This is a genomic window from Pseudomonas sp. NCIMB 10586, assembly GCF_023127895.1.
In the GTDB taxonomy this organism is placed as follows: domain Bacteria; phylum Pseudomonadota; class Gammaproteobacteria; order Pseudomonadales; family Pseudomonadaceae; genus Aquipseudomonas; species Aquipseudomonas synxantha_A.
In genome coordinates this window covers 23,690-46,656 of record NZ_SPKQ01000015.1, presented here as the reverse complement: position 1 = coordinate 46,656, position 22,967 = coordinate 23,690, and the positions used below count along the sequence as shown (strand labels likewise).

The following is a 22,967-nucleotide window of genomic DNA, read 5'->3' as shown; positions in this document are numbered from 1 at the left end:
GGTGTCCAGCGACCTGATGGAGGTGATGGGCATTTCCGACCGCATCCTGGTGCTGTGCGAAGGCGCCATGCGCGGCGAACAACTGCGCGAGCACGCGACTGAATCCAACCTGCTGCAGCTGGCCTTGCCGCGCGGCCTGGCGAACTGAGAGAAGACCATGACCATTCAAAACAACGCGCTGCCTTCGGCACGCAAACCCCTCGATATGCGCGCATTGCTCGACAACTGGGCGATGCTGTTGGCGGCGGTGGGCATCTTCGTGCTGTGCGCGCTGCTGATCGATAACTTCCTCTCGCCACTGAATATGCGCGGGCTGGGCTTGGCGATATCCACGGTGGGCATTGCTGCGTGCACCATGCTGTTCTGCCTGGCGTCGGGGCACTTCGACTTGTCGGTGGGCTCGGTGATCGCTTGTGCCGGTGTGGTGGCGGCGATTGTGATGCGCGATACCGACAGCGTGATGCTGGGCATCGGCGCTGCATTGTTGATGGGCCTGATGGTGGGGCTGATCAACGGCATCGTGATCGCCAAGCTGCGCGTCAATGCCTTGATCACCACCCTGGCGACCATGCAGATCGTGCGCGGCCTGGCGTACATCTTCGCCGACGGCAAAGCGGTGGGTGTGTCTCAGGAACAGTTCTTTGTGTTCGGCAACGGCCAGTTGTTCGGTGTGCCGGTGCCGATCCTGATCACCATCGTGTGCTTTCTGTTTTTTGGTTGGCTGCTCAACTACACCACTTACGGGCGCAACACCATGGCCATCGGCGGCAACCCGGAAGCTGCGTTGTTGGCGGGGGTGAACGTTGATCGCACCAAGATATTGATCTTCGCCGTGCACGGCCTGATCGGCGCCCTGGCTGGAGTGATCCTGGCGTCACGCATGACCTCGGGCCAGCCGATGATCGGCCAAGGCTTCGAGCTGACGGTGATCTCGGCATGCGTGCTGGGCGGAGTATCGCTGAGCGGCGGCATCGGCATGATCCGCCACGTGATCGCCGGGGTATTGATCCTGGCGATCATCGAGAACGCGATGAACCTGAAGAACATCGACACGTTTTACCAGTACGTGATTCGCGGCTCGATCCTGCTTTTGGCCGTCGTTATCGACCGCATGAAACAACGTTGATCCAAGCCATCGGGAGATCAAATGTGGAAGGGCCGGTGCAACGATTCGACTTGCCCCTCCCACATGTTCACCGAGCACGACCCATCCAGACGGGTGGGTGCCGAGGCCGTTACAAAATCAAGCTTGCCCCTGCCTGACCAAATCCACTGCCACGCTTCAAGCGACCAACGGGGGCTTGCGTCACCTCTGTTTAATTGTTAGCTTCTGGCAAAATGTTAACGATAACATTTGCTCTAACAATAAAAACAAAACAGAGACTCACGCCATGAAAATGCTCCCAAAAACCCTGTGTTTACTGGCTGTCGGCATCACCTTCGGTACTCAAGCCTTTGCCGCCACACCGCCCGCGCCCATTCGTATCGGCGCCTCCTTCCAGGAAATCAACAACCCCTATTTCGTCACCATGAAAAACGCTCTGGAAGAAGCCGGCGCGACCATCGGTGCGAAGCTGATCATCACCGACGCCCGCCACGACGTGTCCAAGCAGGTCAGTGACGTCGAAGACATGCTGCAAAAAGGCATCGATATCCTGCTGATCAACCCTACCGATTCGGTCGGCGTGCAGTCCGCCGTCAAGTCGGCCCACGCCGCAGGCGTCGTGGTGGTGGCGGTGGATGCCCAGGCGGACGGCCCGCTGGATTCGTTCGTGGGCTCGAAGAACTTCGACGCGGGCTTCCAGGCGTGTGAATACCTGGCGAAGACCATCGGTGGCAAAGGCAATATCGCCATCCTCGACGGCATCGCCGTGGTGCCGATTCTCGAACGTGTGCGCGGTTGCAAAGAGGCGGTGGCCAAGCACCCGGACATCAAGATCGTCAGCATCCAGAACGGCAAGCAGGAGCGCGACCAGGCGCTGACCGTGACCGAAAACATGCTGCAGGCCCAGCCGACCCTCAAGGGTATTTTCAGCGTGAATGACAACGGCTCCCTCGGTGCGCTCTCGGCCATCGAAGCCAGCGGCATGGACGTGAAACTGGTGAGCGTCGACGGTGCGCCGGAAGCGATCAAGGCGATCCAGAAATCCGGCAGCCATTTCATCGCCACCTCGGCCCAGTACCCCCGCGACCAGATCCGCCTCGCCCTGGGCATTGCCCTGGCCAAAAAGTGGGGCTCTCAAGTCCCGGCCAGCGTGCCGGTGGACATCACCTTGATCGACCAGGCCAAGGCCAGGGACTTCAGCTGGTAAACCCCCAGGCCCCACGCAAACCGTGGGGCCCAGGTCTTCCTTCTGAGCGCGAGGTCGGCGGTATGAGCAGTCTTCTGAAGCTGGAAAACATCTGTAAGCGTTACCCGGGGGTCCAGGCCCTCAAGTCCATCAACCTGCAAGTGGAGCGTGGCGAAATCCATGCCTTGCTGGGGGAAAATGGCGCGGGCAAATCCACCCTGATGAAGATCCTCGGCGGCGTCGAGCATCAGGACGAAGGGCAGATCCTCATTGACGGCCAGGCGCAGCAGTTCGCTACTTACCGCGATGCCATCGCCGCCGGTATCGGCATCGTGTTCCAGGAGTTCAGCCTGATTCCCTACCTCACGGCGGTGGAAAATATCTTCCTCGGCCATGAGTTGAGCAACCGCTTCGGCCTGTTGCGCAAGCGCGAAATGGTCGAGGCGGCGCAGGCGTTGTTCCAGCGTCTCGGGGTGAGTATCGACCTGTATTGCGCGGTCAAGCACCTGAGTGTGGCCGAGCAGCAGTTCGTCGAGATCGCCAAGGCCCTGGCCCTGGACGCACGCCTGCTGGTACTCGATGAACCCACCGCGACGCTGACGCCCAGCGAAGCCGAGCTGCTGTTCGAGATCATGCGCGAACTCAAGCGCCAGGGCGTGGCGGTGATTTTTATCTCGCACCATCTGGAAGAGATTTTCCAGGTGTGTGATCGCATCAGCGTGCTGCGCGACGGCGGCAATGTGGGCGTCACCGACGTGGCCGACAGCGATATCGACCGCCTGGTGGAGATGATGGTGGGGCGCCGCCTGGAGTGCAGTTTCCCGGCCAAGCCCACTTGCGAGCGCGGCCCGCTGTTGCTGGAGGTCAAAGACATCCAGCTGGTGCGCAATGGCCCACACAACAGCTTCCAACTGCACAAGGGCGAAATCCTGGGCTTTGCCGGGCTGGTGGGGTCGGGCCGTACCGAATTGGCCCTGGGCATGATGGGGGCGCTGCCGTCGGTGAGCAAAGAGGTGTGGCTGCGCGGCGAAAAAATCAGCCTTGACGACCCAGCCCAAGCCTTGGCGCACGGCATCGGCCTGCTGCCGGAAAGTCGCAAGAGCGAAGGGCTGATCACCGATTTCAGCATTCGCGAAAACATCTCCCTGAACAACCTGCCCAAATATCAGAACGCCTCGGGTTTGATCGACAAGGCCAAGGAGTGCGCCAGCGTCGAAGCTCTGATGCGCCAGCTGTCGATCAAGGCGCCCAGCGGCGAAAGTCGCGTGCTTAACCTCAGCGGCGGCAATCAGCAAAAAGTCGTGATCGCGCGCTGGATCAACCACCACTGCGAGGTGCTGGTGTTCGACGAGCCCACCCGCGGCATCGACGTCGGCGCCAAGGCGCAGATCTACGCGCTGATGCGCAGCCTCACCGAACAAGGCTACGCAATCATTATGATTTCCTCCGAATTGCCCGAAGTCATCGGCATGTGCGACCGCGTCGCCGTGTTCCACAAGGGCGCGATCGTCAAGGTCCTGGAAGCGTCCGCCGTCAATCCTCAAGAGGTCATGCGCCATGCAACAGGGGGCTCAAGTGAATACGTCCATTAACACCGCCGGCACCGGCCGGTTGCGCCTGAACCTGGCGCGGCTGCTGCGTTCGCCGGCGTTTTATCCCTTTGTCGGGCTGGTGGTGGTGACCCTGGTGATGATCCTCGCCAGTGACACCTTCCTCACCGCCAGCAACCTTTCCAATATCGCTCGCCAGGTATCTATCAACGCGATCATCGCGGTGGGCATGACCTGCGTGATTCTTACCGGTGGCATCGATTTGTCGGTGGGGCCGGTGATGGCGTTATCCGGCACGCTCACGGCAGGTTTGATGGTGGCCGGCGTGCCGCCCGGCCTGGCGATTGGCGCCGGGTTGCTGGTAGGCGTGGCGTTCGGCATCGGCAACGGGCTGTTCGTGGCTTACCTGCACATGCCACCGATCATCGTCACGCTGGCGACCATGGGCATCGCCCGTGGGTTCGGGCTGATGTACACCGACGGCTACCCGATTTCCGGGCTGCCGGAGTGGTTCGCCTTTTTCGGGCGCGGCAGCGTGTTCGGTATGCAGGTGCCGATCCTGATCATGTTGCTCACTTACCTGGCCGCCTATGTGTTGCTGCAACACACGCGTATAGGCCGCTACATCTACGCCATCGGCGGCAATGAAGAAGCGGTGCGTTTGTCCGGGGTGCGTGCGGCGCGCTTCAAGCTGCTGGTGTACGGCATCAGTGGCCTGACCGCGGCGATAGCCGGGCTGGTGCTCACCTCGCGGCTGATGAGCGGCCAGCCCAATGCCGGTGTGTCGTTCGAGCTTGATGCGATTGCCGCCGTGGTACTCGGCGGTGCATCGATCGCCGGCGGGCGCGGGGTGATCGTCGGCACCTTGCTCGGCGCCATGCTGCTGGGCGTGTTGAACAACGGCTTGAACATGCTTGGCGTATCGCCTTACGTACAGAGCGTGATCAAGGGCGGGATCATTTTGCTGGCGATCTTTATCAGCCGTCAGCGCCATCGATAAATACCTCACTACACAGGATCGAACACCATGGACAAGCACACCCACATGCAAGCCGTCGTCTGCCACGGCCCGAAAGACTACCGCCTGGAACGCATCGGCAAACCCCAGGCCCGCGCCAATGAGTTAGTGATTCGCATCGCTGCCTGCGGTATCTGCGCCAGTGATTGCAAGTGCCACTCCGGCGCTGCGATGTTCTGGGGCGGTGACAACCCCTGGGTCAAGGCGCCGGTGGTGCCGGGGCATGAATTTTTCGGCTACGTGGTGGAGGCGGGCGAGGGCGCCGAGGAACACTTCGAGGTCAAGGTCGGTGACAAGGTCATCGCCGAACAGATCGTGCCGTGCGGCAAGTGCCGTTTCTGCAAGTCGGGCAAATACTGGATGTGCGAAGTGCACAACATTTTCGGCTTCCAGCGTGAAGTGGCCGAAGGCGGTATGGCCCAGTACATGCGTATTCCCAAGACTGCCATCGTGCACAAGATCCCTGAGGCGGTGTCCCTGGAAGACTCGGCCCTGGTGGAGCCCATGGCCTGCTCGATCCACACCGTGAACCGCGGCGACATCCAGCTCGATGACGTGGTGGTGATTGCCGGTGCGGGCACCCTTGGCCTGTGCATGGTCCAGGTCGCCGCGTTGAAAACCCCGAAAAAGCTGGTGGTGATCGACATGGTCGACGCGCGCCTGGAACTGGCCAAGCAATTCGGCGCCGATGTGGTGATCAATCCCGCCCGTGACAACGCCCGCGAGATCATCAATGGCCTCACCGACAACTATGGTTGCGATGTCTACATCGAGACCACGGGGGTACCGGCCGGCGTCACCCAGGGCCTGGACCTGATCCGCAAGCTTGGGCGGTTTGTGGAGTTCAGCGTGTTTGGCGCCGAGACCAGCGTGGACTGGTCGATCATCGGCGACCGCAAGGAACTCGACGTACGCGGCGCGCACCTGGGGCCGTATTGCTACCCGATTGCCATCGACCTGTTCGAGCGTGGCCTGGTCACGTCCAAAGGCATCGTCACCCACGATTTCCCGCTGGACGACTGGGCCGAAGCGTTCGAACTGGCGAACTCGACCAAGTCGATCAAGGTGCTGTTGAAACCGGTGCTGCCCGCCCATGAGTAACAACATGAACTACGTCATGGGTGTCGACATCGGCACCCAGAGCACCAAGGCGCTGCTGGCGGATGCCCAAGGCACGATCATTGCCCAGCACAGCCAGGGCTATCGCGTGGATACCCCCAAAGTGCGCTGGGCCGAGCAATGGCCGCAGGTGTGGCTGGACGCTGTGCAAGCCTGCGTTGCCCAGTGCATGGCCAAGGCTGGCGTGCCGGCGGGGCAGGTCAAGGCGCTGTGCATCAGCAGCCTGTACGGCGGCTCGGGGATTGCCGTGGATGCGCAGATGACACCGTTGCACCCGTGCCTGATCTGGATGGACCGCCGCGCTGGCGAGCAGGTCGAGTGGGTGCGTGAGCATGTGGATCTGGAGCGGCTGTTCGCGGTCACCGGTAACTCGGTGGACAGCTACTACGGTTTCACGAAAATGCTCTGGCTCAAGCAGCATCAACCGCAAGTGTGGGCGAACACTCGCTACTTGCTGCCGCCCAACAGCTACATCAACTGGTGCCTGACCGGTGAGTTGGCGGTGGACCACAGCAGCGCCGGCAATATCGGCGGTGTCTACGATGTGGCGGCGCGCAACTGGTCAGGCGAGATGCTGGATGCGCTGGGTATCGCGCGGTCGATGATGCCCGAGCGCTTGGTGTATTCCGGTGAGGTGGTGGGTGGTTTGCTCGCAGACTGGGCCACTCGCCTGGGCTTGCAGGCGGGCACGCCCATCCTGGCCGGTGGCGTTGACGCGGCCATGGCGACCCTGGCCGCAGGCGTGACTCAGCCGGGCAACCATGTGGCGATGATCGGCACCAGCATGTGCTGGGGCTACCTCAACCAGCAGGTGGATGCCCGCCATGGCTTGGTCAGCATGCCCCACGTCTACAACGGCCATCGCGACCTGTACATCTTCGGCGGTGCGATCACCGCCGGAGCGTCGGTCAGCTGGTTTCGCGAGCAGTTCTGCCAGGCCGAAGAGCAGCAGGCCCAGGCAACCGGGCAAGACAGCCTGGTGCTGCTGGAGCAGAGTGCCAGGAAGATCCCGGCGGGCAGTGAAGGCGTGGTGTTCCTGCCGTACCTGATGGGCGAGCGCAGCCCGGTATGGGACGACCGCGCCAGCGGCAGTTTTGTCGGGCTGAACCTGTATCACAGCCGCATTCACCTGTACCGCGCGGTGCTGGAGGGTGTGAGTTTTGCCCTGCGCCACAATATCGAAGCGGGCACCCAGGGCGCGCATTCCCTTGACCCGCGTTTGATCGTGGTGGGTGGGGCGAGCCATTCGGATTTGTGGATGCAGATCATTGCCGATGTCACCCGCTACCCGGTGTACACCATTGTCCAGGAGGTTGAAGCGGCTCTGGGCGCGGCGTTGCTGGCGGCGCATACGGTGGGGTTGGTCAGTGATGAGGCGATGGACACAGGCTGGGTGCAACTGGAGCAACGGGCGCAGCCCAAGCGCGAGAATGTCATGGCCTATGACCGGGCGTTTACCGAGTACCTGAAGCTGTATCCGGCCCTGAAACCGATCATGCACAACCTGCAAGCTACCTGACTCAACACGGTTAAAAATGTGGGAGGGGGCTTGCTCCCGATGGCGGTGTATCAGTCAGCTTATCTGTAGCTGACACACCGCCATCGGGAGCAAGCCCCCTCCCACAGTGGATCTTCATTGTTCTTGAGATTTTATCTATGAACGCAGTCTTCAACTTCACCCACCAGCGCATCCTCGTCACTGGCGCCAGCAGTGGTATCGGTCGCGAAATCGCCCGGCAGCTGATCAACAGCGGCGCCGAAGTCTTTGCCCTTGGTCGCGACGCCCAAGCCTTGGCCGAACTGGGCTGCTACTCCCTCTGTGTGGACATTGCCGACAGCGCAGCCCTCGATAAAGCGCTGCAAGACCTGCCGCCCCTGCACGGCCTGGTCAACTGCGCCGGCATCTCGCGCCTGGAGCCCGCCGCCGCGATCAGCGCCGAGGCTTTCGACCAGGTAATGAACGTTAACGCCCGTGCCGCGGCCCAGGTGGCCAGTCGTGTCGCGGCAAAGATGATCGCGGCGAACGTCGCCGGCAGTATCGTCAACGTCTCAAGTCAGGCGTCGTTGGTGGCGCTGGATGACCATCTTGGTTACTGCGCCTCCAAGGCTGCGCTGGATGCGATCACCCGTGTGCAGTGCGCTGAGTGGGGCCGTTTTGGTATCCGCGTCAATGGCGTCAACCCTACGGTGACCTTGACGCCGATGGCAACCATGGCCTGGTCCGACCCGGCCAAGCGCGACCCGGCGCTGGCGGCGATCCCCTTGGGGCGTTTTGCGCAACCGGCGGAAGTGGCGTTGCCGGTGCTGTTCCTGCTGAGCGACGCAGCCAGCATGATCAGTGGTGTGAGCTTGCCTATCGACGGCGGCTATACCAGCCGTTAGCCGTTTTCCAATTGCCCGGCGATGACTACCTTGTCCCGTGGCTTGTAAGGGTCTTCAAGCCGATCGAGCAGCAGGCGTACCGCGCTGCTGCCAGCCAGTGACGCGTCGTGGGCCACGCAGGCGATCGGCACGCCGAAGATATCGGCGAAGGGCAGGCGGTCGATGCCGCAGATGGTCAGGCTGTCATGGGGGATGTTGTGCATGCGCAGTGCGCGCAGGGCGCCGAGGGTGATCAACTGGTTAAAACCCATGATCGCGTCCGGCGCCGAATGTTCGGCGAGGTAGTCCAGGGTGTGCAGGTAGGATGGCATCAGCGTGTAGTCGCCCGCCTGCACTTCAACGTGCACCTGGGGATGCTCGGCCAGCACTTCGCGCAAGCCTTTGAGGCGCTCCACGGTGATGCGCGAGTGCTCGGGGCCGGTCAGCACCAGCAGGCGCTTGAGGTGCGGCGTCTGGCGCAACAAGTAGTGCGCGGCCTGGATGCCGCTGTGGTAGTTGTCGAGCACCACGCGGCTGAACGGGCTGTCGTGGATCGTGCGATCCAGCAGCACCACAGGGGTCTTGCCGTTACCCAGGCGTTCCAGGTAGTCGGGCTGGTAGTTCGGCTCATCGGAGACCGGCGACAGGATGATCCCCGCCACGCGGTAACCCAGCAGCGTATCGACCGCCTTGCTTTCCAGTTCTTCCAGTTCGTCGGTGTCCACCAGCATGATGGTGTAGCCGTGTTGTTTCGCCTCGCGGGAAATGGCCTTGATCATTTCGCTGTAGAACGGGTTGTCCACCGAGGCGGTGATCACGCCGATGATCAGGCTTTCACTGCGCTTGAGCCCGCGCGCGAAGGCGTTGGGCACGTAGTCGAGTTCGCGTGCCACTTCGAGGATGCGCGCCAGGGTGGCGGGTTTTACCAGGTCAGGTTTGCTCAGCGCCCGGGACACGGTGATGGTGGTCATGCCGACCCGTTTGGCAATGTCGCTGATGGTGACGGACTTTTTCTTGTTCATCGGTAAGGCTGCGAGAGGACACATCAGCAGGCTAGCATGTGTGCAGGCCCAGTGTGATTCAAATCAGCGGGTCCCAGCGTTGCGACCAGTCACCTTCAGCCTTGACCACCTCGCGCAGCAACGCCAGCGCCTGCTGCAACACCGCCGAATCCCGCGCCCGCGAATACACCAGGTAAGTCGGGAAACTGAACTCCGGCGCCTTGGGCACGCGCTGCATCACGCCACTGTCCAGATAGCTTTGCACCACCCGCGTGCGGAAATACCCGGCGCCGCCGTTTTCCAGGATGTACTGCAGCGCCAATGGGCCCAGGTTGAAACTCACGGCGGCACGTGCGCGGTCGGGCAGGGCGGCGTCATGCTGCTGGCGGAAACCCTGGCCCCAGTCGATATACACATAGGGCTCGGGTTTGCTCGCCAATTGCACCAGGATCAGTTTTTCTTCCAGCACTTGCTCTACCTGCAAACCTGGCCAGTACTGCGGCTGAAACACCAGCGCGGCATCGAGCACGCCCAACTCCAGTTGACGCAACAGGTACTCGCCCTCGCGAATTTCGGTACGCAGTGCATGTCCGGGAATATGCTCGCGCAGCGCCTTGGCCCAACCGAGCATCAGCGGGTTGCACAGGCTGACCTCACCGCCGATATGCAGCACATTGCGATAGCCATCGGGTAACGGCAGGTCACGGCGCGCCGCTTCCCAGGTTTGCAGCAGCTGGTTGGCGTACACCACAAAGGCCTCGCCATCGGCGGTCAGGCGTGCACCGGCACGGTTGCGGATAAACAGCGTGCTGCCCAACTGGCTCTCCAGGTTCTTGACCCGGGCGGTGATGGCGGTCTGGGTGACGTGCAGTTTCTCCGCCGCTGCGGCGAGGCTGCCGCAGCGGGTGATTTCGAGGAAGGTGCGTGCCAGTTCGATGTCCATGAAGCCCCCCGGAAGATGAATGGAGGGCATTGTAGTGGAATGCGGTAAAAACTGTGGGAGGGGGCATGCCTCCCACAGTTTCGATTGAATCTCAGCTCAGGGTTTCAGGTGCTTGCAAATGCTCGGTAGGGCAGGCTTTTGCATAGGCATGACACACCCTCAACACCTGCTCATCGGCAAACCGAGCAGCCACCACATGCAACCCCACCGGCAAACCATTGGCGGCCAACCCGCACGGCACCGACGCAGCCGGTTGCTGGGTGAGGTTGAAGGGGTAGCTGAACGGCGTCCATTCCATCCACTCGTTCATCCCCGAACCCGGCGGTACGTTGTGCCCGGCTTTGAACGCGGTAATCGGCATCATCGGCGACACCAGCACGTCGTAGTGCTCATGGAACGCCGCCATGCGCGCAACCAGTGCGGCGCGCGCTTCCAGGGCGGCGTTGAAGTCGTCCAGGCTCAGACGCTCGCCCCGTTGCGCAATACGCAGCAGCCCCGGGTCCAGCAGTTGCTTTTGCGCGTCGCTCATGGAGCCGGTCAGGCGTGCAGCGCCGGCGGCCCACAGGGTGCTGAACACCTCAAGCGGGTCGCTGAAACCCGGGTCGATCTGCTCGACATGGGCGCCCAATTGCACCAGGCGCTCCACCGCCTGGGCGACGACCTTGGCGACTTGCGGGTCGACATCCACATAGCCGAACGTGGGGCTATAAGCCACGCGCAAGCCCTTCAGATCCGCCCCTGGGGTGAGCCAGGGCGTGGTCCTTGGCGCCCCCATCAGGCCATCGCGCGCATCCATTTGTGCCACGGTCTGTAGCATCAGCACGCTGTCTTCCACCGTGCGGGTCATGGGCCCCAGGTGCGACAGGATGGTCATGGAGCTGGCCGGCCACTGCGGCACATAACCGAAGGTCGGCTTGATCCCGAACGTGCCGGTGAACGCACACGGGATGCGAATCGAACCGCCCGCATCGCTGCCCTGATGCAACACGCCGAGGTTCAACGCCGCCGCCGCCCCGGCGCCGCCGGACGAACCGCCCGCCGTGGTGCGGGTATCCCATGGGTTGCGGGTGATGCCGTACAGTGGGTTGTCGGTGACGCCTTTCCAGCCGAACTCGGGGGTGGTGGTCTTGCCCAGCAGCACCGCGCCAGCCTTGCGCATGAAGTGCGAGAAGGGCGCGTCCACATTCCAAGGCCCCTCGGCGGATGAGGTGCGCGAGCCCTTGCGCGTGGGCATGCCGAGGGTCAGCGTGAGGTCTTTTATCGACGCTGGTACGCCATCCAGGGCGCCGCAAGGGGCACTTTTTAACCAACGTTGTTCCGAGGCCCGCGCCGCGTTCAATGCACCCTCAGGATCGACATGGCAGTAGGCGTTCACCACCGGGTTGTAGCGTTCGATGCGCAGTAACGCATCTTCGGTGACCTCTACCGGTGACAAGCTCTTGTCGCGATAATGCTTGAGCAGTTGCACAGCCGTCAGTTGGCCGATCTCACTCATGCTTGAACTCCCTGCGCCGCATTGACCATGGCCCGCAGCAACACCGCGCAGCCAGCCGCCAGATCATCCGGCGCGGCGTTTTCGATTTCGTTATGGCTGATGCCGCCTTCGCATGGCACAAAGATCATCCCGGCCGGGCCCAGTTCGGCGACGAAAATCGCGTCATGCCCGGCGCCGCTGACGATGTCCATATGGCTCAAGCCCAAGGCTCTCGCGCCATCGCGCACGGCATTGACGCAGGCCGGGTTGAAGTCCAGCGGCGGGAAGTCGGCGGTGGGTGTCAGTTCAAAGGTCAAGCCGTGTCGGGCGGCCGTGGTTTCGATCACTGCGCGTACTTCATCGACCATGGCTTGCAGCTTGTCGGCATGCAGGTGGCGCAAGTCGAGGGTCATCTGCACCTGGCCGGGAATCACATTGCGCGAACCCGGGTGCAGGCTCAGGCAACCAACGGTGCCGCAGGCATGGGGCTGTTGTTGATGGGCGATACGGTTGACCGCGCTGACCACCTCGGCGGCGCCGACCAGGGCATCCTTGCGCAGGTGCATCGGTGTGGGGCCGGCGTGGGCTTCGACGCCGGTGAGGGTCAGGTCGAACCATTTCTGGCCCAGGCAGCCCATGACCACGCCGATAGTGGTGGCCTGGTCTTCCAGTACCGGGCCTTGCTCTATATGGGCTTCGAAGTAGGCGCCGACCGGATGGCCCAGAACCGCACGGGAACCGGCATAGCCAATGCGCTGTAATTCGGCACCTACCGACAGGCCCTGGTCGTCGCATTTGTCGAGGGTGTCCTGCAAGTCGAACTTCCCGGCAAACACCCCGGAACCCATCATGCACGGCGGGAAGCGCGAGCCTTCTTCGTTGGTCCACACCACCACTTCAATCGGCGCCTGGGTCTGGATCTGCAAGTCATTCAAGGTACGGATCACTTCCAGCCCGGCCATCACCCCGTAGCAGCCGTCGAACTTGCCGCCGGTGGGTTGGGTGTCGATGTGGCTGCCGGTCATCACCGGGGGCAGGGCGGGGTTACGTCCGGCACGACGCGCAAAGATATTGCCGATGGCGTCGACGGTAACGCTGCACCCGGCCGCTTCGCACCACTGCACGAACAGGTCACGGGCCTGGCGGTCCAGATCGGTGAGGGCCAGGCGGCACACGCCACCCTTGGCGGTGGCGCCGAGTCGGGCCAGGTCCATCAGCGATTGCCACAGGCGGTCGCGGTTGATCAGCGGGGCGTTGCTCTGGAGCGGTTGCGCAAAACTATTCATGGGCATTCTCCGGTCAGGCACTCAGGGCCAGATAGCGGTTCTTGATCGACGGGTCGGCACGGAAGTCAGCGGCGCTGCCTTCGTACACCACGCGGCCCTGTTCGAGTACGTAATGGCGGTCGGCGAGTTTGTCGCAGACCATCAGGTTCTGCTCCACCAGCAGCACCGGCAGGCCGTCGTCCTTGACCTTGCGCAGGATCTTCACCAGCTCGTCGACAATCACCGGGGCCAAGCCCTCGGTGGGTTCGTCGAGGATCAGCAGCTTGGGGTCGTTGAGCAGGGCGCGGGCGATGGCAAGCATTTGCTGTTCGCCGCCGGATAGCGCATGGCCGGCGTTTTTGCGCCGTTCCTTGAGGCGCGGGAACATGGCGTATACGTCGTCCAGTTGCCATCGGCTGCTTTTGCGCACGGCGATGCGCAGGTTTTCCTCGACGCTGAGCAGGCGGAAAATCCCGCGGTTCTCCGGCACCAGTGCCAAGCCCTGGCGTGCAATTTCAAAGATTTTCTGCCCCACCAGCGCCTGGCCATTGAAGTGAATCTGGCCCTGACGCGGGCAAATGATGCCGAGGATGCTGCGCAGGGTGGTGGTCTTGCCGGCGCCATTGCGACCCAGCAGGGTCACCAGTTCGCCAGGGTTGACGGTCAATGACACGCCCTCCAGCACATGGCTCTTGTCGTAGTAGGAGTGAATATTCTCGACGATCAGCATCAGGCGGCCTCCCCAAGGTATGCAGTGCGCACACGTTCATCGGCACGCACGAAATCTGGCGTGCCTTCTACCAGGATCTGGCCGTGGCTCATCACCGTGATGCGTTGGCTGATGGACATGACAATGCTCATGTTGTGTTCGATCAACAGCACCGTGTGGTCGCGGCCCAGGTCGCTGATCAATTGGGTCATGATCGGGATATCATCGATGCCCATGCCCGAGGTCGGTTCGTCGAGCATCAACAGTTTGGGTTTGGAGCAGATCGACATGCCCACCTCCAGCACCCTTTGCTGGCCGTGGGACAACTCGCCGGCCAGGGTGTCGGCGCGGGCAGTGAGTTGCAGGCGCTCAAGGACCTGGTCGGCCATCTCCAGGTGTTCGCGCTTGCTGTCCACTCGGCGCCAGAAGTTCAAGGCACGGGCGCCATCGCGGCCCTGGGCGGCCAGGCGCAGGTTTTCGCGCACGCTGAGGTTCTGGAACAGGCTGGTGAGCTGGAACGAACGCGCCATGCCCAGGCCGACGCGGGCATGGGCGGGCTTGCGCATCAGGTTGTTGCCGTCGAAATGGATCGCTCCGGCAGTGGCCTGGCGCTCACCTGTCAGGCAATGAAACAAGCTGGTCTTGCCAGCGCCATTGGGGCCGATAATGGTGTGGATAGTGCCGGCCTCGACCTTGAGGTTGACGCCATTGACCGCATGGAACGCGCCATAGGCCAGTTCCAGGTGTTGGGTTTCCAGCAGGATGCTCATAGCCCTTGCTCCTTGGCGACGACCGCGCTTTTGCGCGTGCCACGCAACTTCTCGAACAGCGAGGCGAGGCCGCCCCACAAACCGCCGCGCATGAAGATCACCACCAGGATCAGGATCACCCCCAGCAGCATCAGCCAGCGCGGCCACAGGTCGGAGAGGAAATCCCCCAGCAGCACAATGGAACCGGCGCCCAGCAATGAGCCGAACAACGAGCCAGTGCCGCCGACGATGGTCATGATCAGAATGTTCTCGGACATCGCCAGGTCAATATTGGACAGTGGCACAAAGTGCAGCAGCATGGCGTACAGCGCCCCGGCAATCCCGGTGACTGCCCCGGACAGCACGAACACCAGGATCTTGAAGTGCCGCGTGTCGTAGCCAATGGCCGAGGCACGTGTCTCGTTTTCACGGATCGCCATCAGCGTGCTGCCGAACGGCGAAGCGATCACCCGGCGAGCGCCGATAAAGATCAGCAGGAACAGCACCGCGACAAATCCATAGAAGGCACGGGCATCGGCCAAGGACAACAGCACGGTTTCACCCACACGGATTTCCGGGCGCGGCACGCTGAGCAGGCCGTTGTCGCCGCCGGTCCAGTCGCTCAGGGTGTAGGCGACGAAATAGGCCATCTGGCTGAACGCCAGCGTGAGCATCACGAAGTAAATGCCGGTGCGCCGAATCGCCAGGGCGCCCACCAGCAATGCCAGGAAACCGCCGGCGATGGCGGCACCCAGCAGTGCGGTGAACAACCCCAGTTGCAGGTGGATCATCAGCAACGCCGCGCAGTAGGCGCCGGCCCCGAAGAAGATGCCTTGGCCGAATGACAGCAAGCCGGTGTAGCCCAGCAACAGGTTGCAAGCCAGGGCGGCCATGGCAAAGATCAGGATCTCGGTGGCCAGGGTTGCCGAGGGCAGTATCAGCGGCAGGCCGATCAGCACCGCCAATACCCATAGCAGCATCGCTTTGGATTGGGTCTTGGCAAACGGCAGGGGGTTTTTCTCGCTCATTTCAGGCTCTCCCGAACAGGCCGTAGGGGCGGACCAGAATCACCACGGCCATCGCGCCGTAGATCATCAGGCTCGCACCCTGGGGCCAGAGTGTGGTCATCAGGCTTTGCACTACGCCTACCAGCAAACCGCCGACCAGCGCACCGCTGAACGAGCCCATGCCGCCAATCACCACCACCACGAACGCCACCCCGAGAATCTCCGGGCCGACAAAGGGCTGGGCACCACGCAACGGCGCGAACAACACCCCGGCGACACCGGCCAGGGCCACGCCGAGGGCGAAGGTCATGGAGAACAGGCGGAAAATATTGGTGCCCAGCAATGACACGGTTTCAGTGCTCTCACTGCCGGCGCGCACCAGGGCGCCGAAGCGCGTGCGTTCCAGCAGCAGCCACAGACCCAGGCCGATCAGCCCGGAAAACACGATGAGAAACAGGCGGTAGTAGGGATAGACAAAATCCCCCACCACCAGCACGCCGCGCAGCAACTCCGGTACGGCGACACTTTTGCCCACCGGGCCCCAGATCATCACGCTGGCTTCCTGGATAATCAGCGCGATCCCCAGGGTTACCAGAATCTGGAACATGTGCGGCAAGTGGTAGATCCGCTGGATCAGCACACGCTCGATCACCCAGGCCAGCGCAGCCACCACCAGCGGCGCGACGAGCAGCGCCAGCCAGAAGCTGCCGGTGAGGCTCACGGCGGTGTAGCAGATGTAGGCGCCCAGCAGGAAAAACGCGCCGTGGGCGAAGTTGACGAAGTTGAGCAGGCCGAAAATGATCGTCAGCCCGACCGCGATCAGGAAGTAGATCATCCCCAGCCCAAGGCCGTTGAGAATCTGGAACAGGTACAAATTGAGCATGCAGGAACCCTCTGCAGGCGGCCGCTTGCGCGGCCCTGCGCGACAAAAAGTAAGCAGTCAGCCGAGCGTGCAGCCCGTCGCCTCGACCGGTGGGAACGATTGGCCGGCGCTGAGCACCTTGGCCAGGTCGTCCTTGTCGGTCATGTCGCCGCTGGCCTTGCCGACCAGCAAGTAGTAATCCTTGATCACCTGATGGTCGCCGGCGCGGATCGACTCCTTGCCGGTCGGGCCTTCATAGCTCAAGCCTTGCATGGCCTTGGCCACGGTTGCGCCGTCGAAGCTGCCAGTGGCGATGACGGTGTCGAGCATGACCTTGGTGCTGATGTAGTCGGCGGCCAGCGGGTAGGTGGGGTTGATGCCGTATTTGGCCTGGGTCAGCTTGACCAGTTCGCGGTTGAGTGGCGTATCGACCTGATGCCAGTACTGCGCGCCGAGGTACACACCTTCGAGCACATCGCTGCCCAGTTCCTGGAATTGATCAAGGCCGGCCGACCATACCAGCAGCACCTTCATGCGTTCCTTGATGCCGAAGTTCACCGCCTGGCGCAGGGTGTTGGACGACTGGCTGCCGAAGTTGAGCAGTACCAGCACGTCGGGCCGGGTGGAAATGGCGTTGGTCAGGTAGCCGGAGAATTCCTGCTCCTGCAGCGAGTGGTAGCTGTTGCCGACATGCTCCAGGCCGTGTTCCTTGAGCACGTTCTTTGCGCCTTCGAGCAAGGCTTCGCCGAACACGTATTGCGGCGTGATGGTGTACCAGCGTTTGGCGTCCGGCAGCAGTTTGATCAGCGGCACCATGGTTTCGCGGATCGCGCCGTAGGTGGGCACTGACCAGCGGAAGGTCGCCTTGTTGCAATCCTTGCCGGTGACTTCATCAGCACCCACCGGGGTCATGAAAACGCCGCCGACTTTATCGACTTCCTTGGCCACCGCCAGGGCGGAAGACGACAGTGTGCAGCCCTGGAAGAACCGTGCGCCGTCCTGCGCGATTGCCTCCTGCACCTTGCGCACCGCTTTGCCGGCGTTGCCTTCGGTGTCTATGACCTTGTAGGTGAGCGGGCGGCCGAGGATCTCGTCATGCTGTTGCACGGCCAGGCGCGAACCCATGTCGGCAAATTTGCCATAGCTGGCAAACGCGCCAGACATGGACTTGAGGCCGTAAAAGGTAAAGGGCTCGGCGGCGAAGGCCGAACGCACGCTCAGCGGCAAGCTGAGGGCGGCGGCTGCGGTGAGGCTGGCTTTCAATAACGTACGACGCTGCATGGGGTGACTCCCTGGTTTAGTTATTGGCAGGAGCGGCAAGGGCGATACGGTGGTGCAAGGGCCTGTGGGCAGGCTTGTTATTGGGTAACTCGGTTCAACAGATGGACACGGTCAAATGTGGGAGCTGGCTTGCCTGCGATGCGGGCGCCTCGGTGTTACAGGGGGACCGAGTCGATGCCATCGCAGGCAAGCCAGCTCCCACATTGATCGGGTTTTGTTCCTAACGGTGATCAAACTCCAGAAGGAAGTGCGGGCTGACCTGGCCTTCCAGCGCAGTCATATGGTGTTCGGCATCGCACATATGCTCATGCATCAAACTGCGCACGGCGCTTTCATCCCCGGCACGAAAGGCGATCAGCAGTTGTTTGTGATAGTCGAGGTTGGCCGCGTCGAACTGCTTGCGCTTGGGCTTGTAGGCTTTCTTCAGTACCACCAGGTCGCGCAGCAGGTCGTTGAGAAACTGCGCCATAAAGCTCAGCAGCGGGTTGGGGCAAGCCCTTGCCAGCAGGTTGTGGAACTCCAGTTCCGCCAGACGCTGTTCGCGCTGGCCGGCTTCGCTGTCTTCGGGGGCGCTGCAAAAATCCACATTGGCTTGCAGGGCCTGGTAGTCGTCTTCGCTCAAGCGCCCGAGCACCGACAGCGCCAGTTCCACTTCGATGACCTTGCGCAACTGATACACCTGCTCGCCATCCAGATGCTGGAAGTGCAGGTAGTTGCGCAAGGCGCGGCTGGCAGGTTCAGTGCCGGCCTGGTTCAGATAAGCCCCGCCACTGGGGCCGGTGCGCGTATTGACCAACCCTTCGACCTCCAATGCCTTGAGCGCTTCGCGTGCCGAGCCCTTGGAGCACTGGAAGCTTTCCATCAGCTCGCGTTCGGTGGGCAAGCGGTCGCCGGGCTTCAAGGCATCGGTGACGATGGAGCGCTTGACCGACTCGACAATCACATCGGACAGCTTCTGACGTTTGCGGCGTAGCGGGCGAGTCAGCATGGGTTCGATTTATCGTATTAATGCGGATAAATAGCACTTAATAACGATTGCATCGGAGCGTCAACGCAGCGTGTCGTTTTCGATGGCAACAGGTCGCAAATGCGCCGGTTACTCCCAGGCACCCAGGTCAAGGCAGCGCGCGGAGGCTGGCGGCTGTTTGCCATAGGCGAGGAAATCCCCCAGCCAGCGGGTGACACAGCCGTCGGCGCCCGACTGCTTGGACTCCTTGAGCAATAACTGCTCGACGCCCACAGCGATGGGATCGCCCGGCGCCGCATTAATCAGCACCATGCGTGCGATGCGCTCGGGAAACAGCGTGCCGTAGCGGCTGCCAAGACGGGTCGCGGCGGCGCTGCCCAGGTAGTGCAGGCGCGCTTCGCCGAGCTGCCCGCGCACATATTCCATGTCCAGCACCGCCTGCTCGACTGCGTTTGACTGGCGCAGGTCGCGGGTGCTCAGTTCGATCACGTCATAACGGTCCACCAGCGTGCGATAAGCGCGGGTGGCGAGCGACTCCCAGTGGCTGGCCAGGTGCAGCACGAAAGGCGCGTTGGCGGGCTGGGGCGGTTCGCCGGCCTGGATGAACACCACGCCCTCGCGGTTGAGCGGTTGCCTTGCGCCCACACGCGTCACGCTCAGGCGTATACGACCGCGCCCGGGAGCAGCGTGGTCCCGTGGCACACTGACCAGGCCGCATTGGGTGCGCCCGACCACCTCAGGGTCCAGGCGCGCAGTGGTAGTGAGGGGGCAATCCAACAGCCAGTCGATTGCAGTGGGCACGATCAAGGGCTCAGCGCGCACTGCGTTTGCTATAAGCCAGCAGCTTATGCAGACCAGGCTTTTTACAAGAACGCTGGGTGTCATCACGAGGTCCCGGGCAGCCGTATGTAACAGCTTTTTTACCAAGGACCTGGGGGTGGAGAATGTAAGGCTAAGAAACAGTTTGTGTAAGAAATACCGATTTTGCTTATCAGCTATCGGTCTTCCATCCACCCCCTAATGCCTTGTACAGCGCGATACTGGCTTGCAGCCGCGACAGGCGCAGTTGCACGTTCAGGTCCTGGGCGGCATAGAGGGTGCGTTGGGTTTCCAGCACCGTAAGCAGGTCTTCGGCGCCGGCCTCGTAGCGGCTTTGCGCAATCTCAAAGGCCGTTTGCGCCTGCTGCAGTTCTTCGGTTTGCCATTGGCGTTGCTGGTCCAGGCGAGTCAGGCTGCTGAGGGCTTTTTCCACATCGGCAAAGCCGTTGATGATCGCCCCGCGGTAGGTCTGCAGCAGTTCATCCTGGCGCGCACGGGCTTTATCGCGCTCGGCACTCAGCCGACCGTTGTTGAAGATCGGTGCGATCAGGCCCGAGGTCAGGGTGTAGAACGGGCTGCGCAGAACATCTTCAGCCTTGTACGCACCCGAGCCGAGGGTTGCGCCCAATGTCACCGTGGGCAGCATGGCCGCACGGGCCACTGTGACGTCGGCATTGGCCGCCGCCAGCTGTGCCTCGGCCTGGGCGATGTCAGGGCGGCGACGCAACAACTGGCTAGGCACACCGGGGCCGATATTCGGCCAGGTCAGTGCCTGGAACGGCTCGCTGCCCAGCGCCAGGGCCTGTACCGGCTGGCCGAGCAAGGCGGCGAGGGTGATGCGCGATTCTTCGGCCGATTGCTGGATCAGCGGCAGTTGCCGTTGCTGGCCGGCCACCAGGCTCTTCTGTTGTGCCAACTCCAGGGCCGTGGCGGAACCGGCATCGTAGCGGGTTTGCACCAGGTCCAGCACATTGCGCGCATTGGCCAGGTTCAGCTCGGCGATCTGCAGGCGCTGGTGCGCGGCCAGGGTTTGCGCATAGCGGTCGGCGACATTGCTGAGCAAGGTCAACTCCACGTTGGCCTGATCGAACTCACTGGCGTGCAGGCTATGCACAGCGCTGTCTCGCGCAGCGGCGCGGCCACCCCAGAAGTCGATTTCGTAGCTGGCCGTGAGGTTGGCGTCATAGTTATTGACCGTCTTGTTGCTCTCGGTGGCGTCCAGATCCGAGTTGCCGCTGCCGCGCAACAGTCTTTGACGGCTGGCGCTGAGGTTGAACTTCACCTCGGGCAGTAACGGTGCGCCGGCAATCACCGCTGTCGCCTGGGCCTGCCGCACCCGCGCCATGGCCGCAGCCACATCAAAGCTGTCACGGCGGGCCTGATCGATCAGGCGGTTCAGCACAGGGCTGCCAAACTGCGTCCACCAACGCTGGTTGGTGGCCTGGTCGGCGTCGCGCTCGGCATATTGCCAGGCGGCCGGCGCGGCAATGCCGCTGTCAAGGGCAGGCGAGGTGCCGGCACAGGCATTGAGCAACAGGCACAGGCTGAGCGTCGACAGGTGCGGTGCGATGGATCGTTTATTCACTGGTCAATGCCTTAACCGGATCGAGCCGGGCAGCTTTACGGGCCGGCATAAAGCCGAATACGACGCCGGTGACCAGCGCACAGCCAAACGCGCCGAACACCGCCACCAGGGAAAACTGCACCGCCACTTCGGCCAGCACCAGCACGCCGCCCACCAGCAATGCCAGGGCGATTCCGAACAGACCGCCGACCACCGAGAGCATCACCGCCTCGGTGAGGAATTGGCGCAGGATGTCGCTCTGGCGCGCCCCGGTGGCCATGCGGATGCCGATTTCGCGGGTGCGTTCGCGCACGGTCATCAACATGATATTCATCACGCCGATACCGCCCACCAGCAGGGAAATGGCGGCAATCGAGCCGAGCATCAGCGACAGGGTGTTCTGGGTCCGCGCTTCGGCCTGGATCATCGCGGCGTCGTTCGTCAGGTGGAAGTCGCGTTTGCCGCCGTGCAGCGTTTGCATAAGCTGACTGATGGCTTGCTCGGCCTCTTGCACCTTGCGCGCATCGGCGGCGGCAATGGCAACATATTCGGGGTTATAGGTGCCGAACAGGCGCACGCTGGCGGCGGTATAGGGAATGGCGACACGGTCATCGCTGTCTTGCATGCCGGAGCTGGAGCCTTTTTCCGCCAACACGCCAATCACCTGGAAGGGCACGTTTTCGATCAGGATGTATTGGCCGATGGGGTCTAGCTGGCCTTTGAACAGCTTTTCGCGCACGCGATGACCGATCACCGCCACCGTGGCCCCGGCGCGCTCGTCGGCTTCGGTAAAGTAGCTACCCTCGGCCACTGGCCAGTTGAAGATGTCCGGGAAGTTGGTGTCGTTACCGCCCACATAGGCCATGTAATCGACGTTGCCGAAGCGAACACCGGCGTAGGTGCCGTTCACCGGCATGATGCGCTTGACCTGGGGCAATGTAGCCAATGCGGCCACATCATTGAGGGTCACGATACCTGGCGGTGTGCGCGGGTTAGGCGAAAAACCGCTCAGGTAGATGATGTTGGAGCCGAAGGCCGCCATCTGCGCCATGACCTGGCGCTTGCTGCCTTCGCCCACTGCCAGCATCACCACCACCGACGCCACGCCGATGATGATCCCCAGCAGCGTCAGCGCGGTGCGGAAGCGGTTGATCCACATCACCCGCCACGCCGCCTGCACCGCGTCCAGCAGCTCGGCTTTCCAGGCACCATTGTGTTCGGCGCCGTCGGCCAGGCGCTGGCGCAGGTCCACGGCTTGCAATGCGTCGCTGCCGGCCGTGACGGGCACGTGGGGGGGGCTCAACGCCGAATCGCTGATGATCAGGCCGTCGCTGATCTCGATGATGCGGTTGGCGTGCGCCGCGACTTCGCGGTCGTGGGTAATCAGGATAACCACGTGGCCCTGGCTTGCCAATTCATCCAGCAGCACCATCACCTCGGCACCGCTGTGGCTGTCGAGGGCACCGGTGGGTTCGTCGGCAAGGATGATATGCCCGCCGTTCATCAACGCACGGGCAATCGAGACGCGCTGCTGCTGACCACCGGAGAGCTGGTGCGGGCGGTTGTTGGTGCGATCGGCCAGGCCCAGGCGGGTCAGCAGAGCCTTGGCGCGGGCATGGCGTTCGGCAGCGCCGATGCCGGCATAGATCGCCGGCATCTCGACGTTTTCCTGGGCCGAGCCGGACGGGATCAGGTGGTAGCCCTGGAACACGAAACCAAAGGCTTCGCGGCGCAGCCAGGCCAGTGCGTCGCTGTCCAGGTGCGCGACGTTTTCCCCGGCGAACAGGTAGTCGCCCACGGTGGGGCGGTCGAGGCAACCGAGGATGTTCATCAGTGTGGATTTGCCGGAGCCCGAGGCGCCGACGATGGCAACGAACTCTCCTGCATGGATCGACAGGTCGATCCCGCGCAATACGTCGACCTGCGGGCTGTCGCCGCCGCCGTAGGATTTGCGGATGTTCTTGAGTTCGATCAGTGGCGTGGTCAC

20 protein-coding genes are annotated in these 22,967 nt (G+C 62.5%); 7 read left to right on the top strand and 13 right to left on the bottom strand.

The window, feature by feature from the left end:
• The first annotated feature begins 157 nt into the window (after positions 1-157).
• The 7 genes from araH to E4P01_RS07290 all read left to right on the top strand — a co-directional run bounded on the left by araH (position 158) and on the right by E4P01_RS07290 (position 8,360).
• Positions 158-1,126: an L-arabinose ABC transporter permease AraH gene (gene araH, locus E4P01_RS07320; RefSeq protein WP_005787495.1), complete on the top strand. Its 969-nt coding sequence runs from the start codon at positions 158-160 to the stop codon at positions 1,124-1,126.
• Between the two features lie 265 nt (positions 1,127-1,391).
• Complete coding sequence (locus E4P01_RS07315; protein WP_078821055.1) at positions 1,392-2,312, top strand: substrate-binding domain-containing protein; 921 nt, start codon at positions 1,392-1,394, stop codon at positions 2,310-2,312.
• 62 nt (positions 2,313-2,374) lie between these two features.
• Complete coding sequence (locus tag E4P01_RS07310; RefSeq protein WP_216091191.1) at positions 2,375-3,883, top strand: sugar ABC transporter ATP-binding protein; 1,509 nt, start codon at positions 2,375-2,377, stop codon at positions 3,881-3,883.
• Entirely contained in the window at positions 3,849-4,841 is a 993-nt protein-coding gene (locus E4P01_RS07305) for a ribose ABC transporter permease (RefSeq protein WP_148854168.1), read from the top strand. The genes E4P01_RS07310 and E4P01_RS07305 overlap by 35 nt, the downstream gene beginning before the upstream one ends.
• Before the next feature lie 27 nt (positions 4,842-4,868).
• Positions 4,869-5,960, top strand: coding sequence for an alcohol dehydrogenase catalytic domain-containing protein (locus E4P01_RS07300; RefSeq protein WP_032876446.1), 1,092 nt, complete (start codon positions 4,869-4,871; stop codon positions 5,958-5,960).
• A gap of 4 nt (positions 5,961-5,964) precedes the next feature.
• Positions 5,965-7,497 (top strand): FGGY-family carbohydrate kinase, encoded by a 1,533-nt coding sequence (locus tag E4P01_RS07295; RefSeq protein ID WP_216091192.1) that lies wholly within the window; start codon positions 5,965-5,967, stop codon positions 7,495-7,497.
• A 137-nt stretch (positions 7,498-7,634) separates the two neighbouring features.
• Positions 7,635-8,360 carry an SDR family oxidoreductase gene (locus E4P01_RS07290; protein WP_078821058.1) on the top strand — a complete coding sequence of 242 codons (726 nt, stop codon included), beginning with the start codon at positions 7,635-7,637 and terminating at the stop codon, positions 8,358-8,360.
• On the opposite strand, the gene E4P01_RS07285 is transcribed toward E4P01_RS07290, so the two are convergent.
• The 13 genes from E4P01_RS07285 to E4P01_RS07225 form a co-directional block, all read right to left on the bottom strand.
• Positions 8,357-9,361 carry a LacI family DNA-binding transcriptional regulator gene (locus E4P01_RS07285; protein ID WP_078821059.1) on the bottom strand — a complete coding sequence of 335 codons (1,005 nt, stop codon included), beginning with the start codon at positions 9,359-9,361 and terminating at the stop codon, positions 8,357-8,359. The genes E4P01_RS07290 and E4P01_RS07285 overlap by 4 nt on opposite strands.
• A 58-nt stretch (positions 9,362-9,419) precedes the next feature.
• The gene (locus E4P01_RS07280) at positions 9,420-10,283 is read right to left on the bottom strand and encodes a LysR family transcriptional regulator (RefSeq protein ID WP_005787511.1); all 864 of its coding nucleotides are present in this window, start codon (positions 10,281-10,283) and stop codon (positions 9,420-9,422) included.
• Between the two features lie 91 nt (positions 10,284-10,374).
• Complete coding sequence (locus E4P01_RS07275; RefSeq protein WP_216091193.1) at positions 10,375-11,778, bottom strand: amidase; 1,404 nt, start codon at positions 11,776-11,778, stop codon at positions 10,375-10,377.
• Positions 11,775-13,043 carry a Zn-dependent hydrolase gene (locus E4P01_RS07270; RefSeq protein ID WP_216091194.1) on the bottom strand — a complete coding sequence of 423 codons (1,269 nt, stop codon included), beginning with the start codon at positions 13,041-13,043 and terminating at the stop codon, positions 11,775-11,777. Before E4P01_RS07270 ends, E4P01_RS07275 begins: the two co-directional genes overlap by 4 nt.
• 13 nt (positions 13,044-13,056) lie before the next feature.
• Entirely contained in the window at positions 13,057-13,752 is a 696-nt protein-coding gene (locus tag E4P01_RS07265; RefSeq protein WP_005787517.1) for an ABC transporter ATP-binding protein, read from the bottom strand.
• The gene (locus tag E4P01_RS07260) at positions 13,752-14,501 is read right to left on the bottom strand and encodes an ABC transporter ATP-binding protein (protein WP_148854173.1); all 750 of its coding nucleotides are present in this window, start codon (positions 14,499-14,501) and stop codon (positions 13,752-13,754) included. The genes E4P01_RS07265 and E4P01_RS07260 overlap by 1 nt, the downstream gene beginning before the upstream one ends.
• Positions 14,498-15,508, bottom strand: coding sequence for a branched-chain amino acid ABC transporter permease (locus E4P01_RS07255; protein WP_078821063.1), 1,011 nt, complete (start codon positions 15,506-15,508; stop codon positions 14,498-14,500). Before E4P01_RS07255 ends, E4P01_RS07260 begins: the two co-directional genes overlap by 4 nt.
• A gap of 1 nt (position 15,509) precedes the next feature.
• Positions 15,510-16,370, bottom strand: a complete 861-nt coding sequence (locus E4P01_RS07250; protein ID WP_216091195.1) for a branched-chain amino acid ABC transporter permease — start codon at positions 16,368-16,370, stop codon at positions 15,510-15,512.
• 57 nt (positions 16,371-16,427) lie between these two features.
• Positions 16,428-17,630 carry an ABC transporter substrate-binding protein gene (locus E4P01_RS07245; RefSeq protein ID WP_078821064.1) on the bottom strand — a complete coding sequence of 401 codons (1,203 nt, stop codon included), beginning with the start codon at positions 17,628-17,630 and terminating at the stop codon, positions 16,428-16,430.
• Between the two features lie 220 nt (positions 17,631-17,850).
• Positions 17,851-18,618 carry an FCD domain-containing protein gene (locus tag E4P01_RS07240; protein ID WP_005787529.1) on the bottom strand — a complete coding sequence of 256 codons (768 nt, stop codon included), beginning with the start codon at positions 18,616-18,618 and terminating at the stop codon, positions 17,851-17,853.
• A 108-nt stretch (positions 18,619-18,726) separates the two neighbouring features.
• Entirely contained in the window at positions 18,727-19,482 is a 756-nt protein-coding gene (locus tag E4P01_RS07235; protein WP_216091196.1) for an alpha/beta hydrolase, read from the bottom strand.
• 106 nt (positions 19,483-19,588) lie between these two features.
• Positions 19,589-21,001 (bottom strand): efflux transporter outer membrane subunit, encoded by a 1,413-nt coding sequence (locus tag E4P01_RS07230; RefSeq protein ID WP_216091197.1) that lies wholly within the window; start codon positions 20,999-21,001, stop codon positions 19,589-19,591.
• Positions 20,994-22,967 carry a MacB family efflux pump subunit gene (locus E4P01_RS07225; RefSeq protein WP_078821068.1) on the bottom strand — a complete coding sequence of 658 codons (1,974 nt, stop codon included), beginning with the start codon at positions 22,965-22,967 and terminating at the stop codon, positions 20,994-20,996. The genes E4P01_RS07230 and E4P01_RS07225 overlap by 8 nt, the downstream gene beginning before the upstream one ends.

Bases quoted from the DNA above. Each gene is read 5' to 3' on its own strand.
- araH (WP_005787495.1), top strand. From the start codon at position 158: ATGACCATTCAAAACAACGCGCTGCCTTCGGCACGCAAACCCCTCGAT.
- E4P01_RS07315 (WP_078821055.1), top strand. From the start codon at position 1,392: ATGAAAATGCTCCCAAAAACCCTGTGTTTACTGGCTGTCGGCATCACC.
- E4P01_RS07310 (WP_216091191.1), top strand. From the start codon at position 2,375: ATGAGCAGTCTTCTGAAGCTGGAAAACATCTGTAAGCGTTACCCGGGG.
- E4P01_RS07305 (WP_148854168.1), top strand. From the start codon at position 3,849: ATGCAACAGGGGGCTCAAGTGAATACGTCCATTAACACCGCCGGCACC.
- E4P01_RS07300 (WP_032876446.1), top strand. From the start codon at position 4,869: ATGGACAAGCACACCCACATGCAAGCCGTCGTCTGCCACGGCCCGAAA.
- E4P01_RS07295 (WP_216091192.1), top strand. From the start codon at position 5,965: ATGAACTACGTCATGGGTGTCGACATCGGCACCCAGAGCACCAAGGCG.
- E4P01_RS07290 (WP_078821058.1), top strand. From the start codon at position 7,635: ATGAACGCAGTCTTCAACTTCACCCACCAGCGCATCCTCGTCACTGGC.
- E4P01_RS07285 (WP_078821059.1), bottom strand. From the start codon at position 9,361: ATGAACAAGAAAAAGTCCGTCACCATCAGCGACATTGCCAAACGGGTC.
- E4P01_RS07280 (WP_005787511.1), bottom strand. From the start codon at position 10,283: ATGGACATCGAACTGGCACGCACCTTCCTCGAAATCACCCGCTGCGGC.
- E4P01_RS07275 (WP_216091193.1), bottom strand. From the start codon at position 11,778: ATGAGTGAGATCGGCCAACTGACGGCTGTGCAACTGCTCAAGCATTAT.
- E4P01_RS07270 (WP_216091194.1), bottom strand. From the start codon at position 13,043: ATGAATAGTTTTGCGCAACCGCTCCAGAGCAACGCCCCGCTGATCAAC.
- E4P01_RS07265 (WP_005787517.1), bottom strand. From the start codon at position 13,752: ATGCTGATCGTCGAGAATATTCACTCCTACTACGACAAGAGCCATGTG.
- E4P01_RS07260 (WP_148854173.1), bottom strand. From the start codon at position 14,501: ATGAGCATCCTGCTGGAAACCCAACACCTGGAACTGGCCTATGGCGCG.
- E4P01_RS07255 (WP_078821063.1), bottom strand. From the start codon at position 15,508: ATGAGCGAGAAAAACCCCCTGCCGTTTGCCAAGACCCAATCCAAAGCG.
- E4P01_RS07250 (WP_216091195.1), bottom strand. From the start codon at position 16,370: ATGCTCAATTTGTACCTGTTCCAGATTCTCAACGGCCTTGGGCTGGGG.
- E4P01_RS07245 (WP_078821064.1), bottom strand. From the start codon at position 17,630: ATGCAGCGTCGTACGTTATTGAAAGCCAGCCTCACCGCAGCCGCCGCC.
- E4P01_RS07240 (WP_005787529.1), bottom strand. From the start codon at position 18,618: ATGCTGACTCGCCCGCTACGCCGCAAACGTCAGAAGCTGTCCGATGTG.
- E4P01_RS07235 (WP_216091196.1), bottom strand. From the start codon at position 19,482: ATGACACCCAGCGTTCTTGTAAAAAGCCTGGTCTGCATAAGCTGCTGG.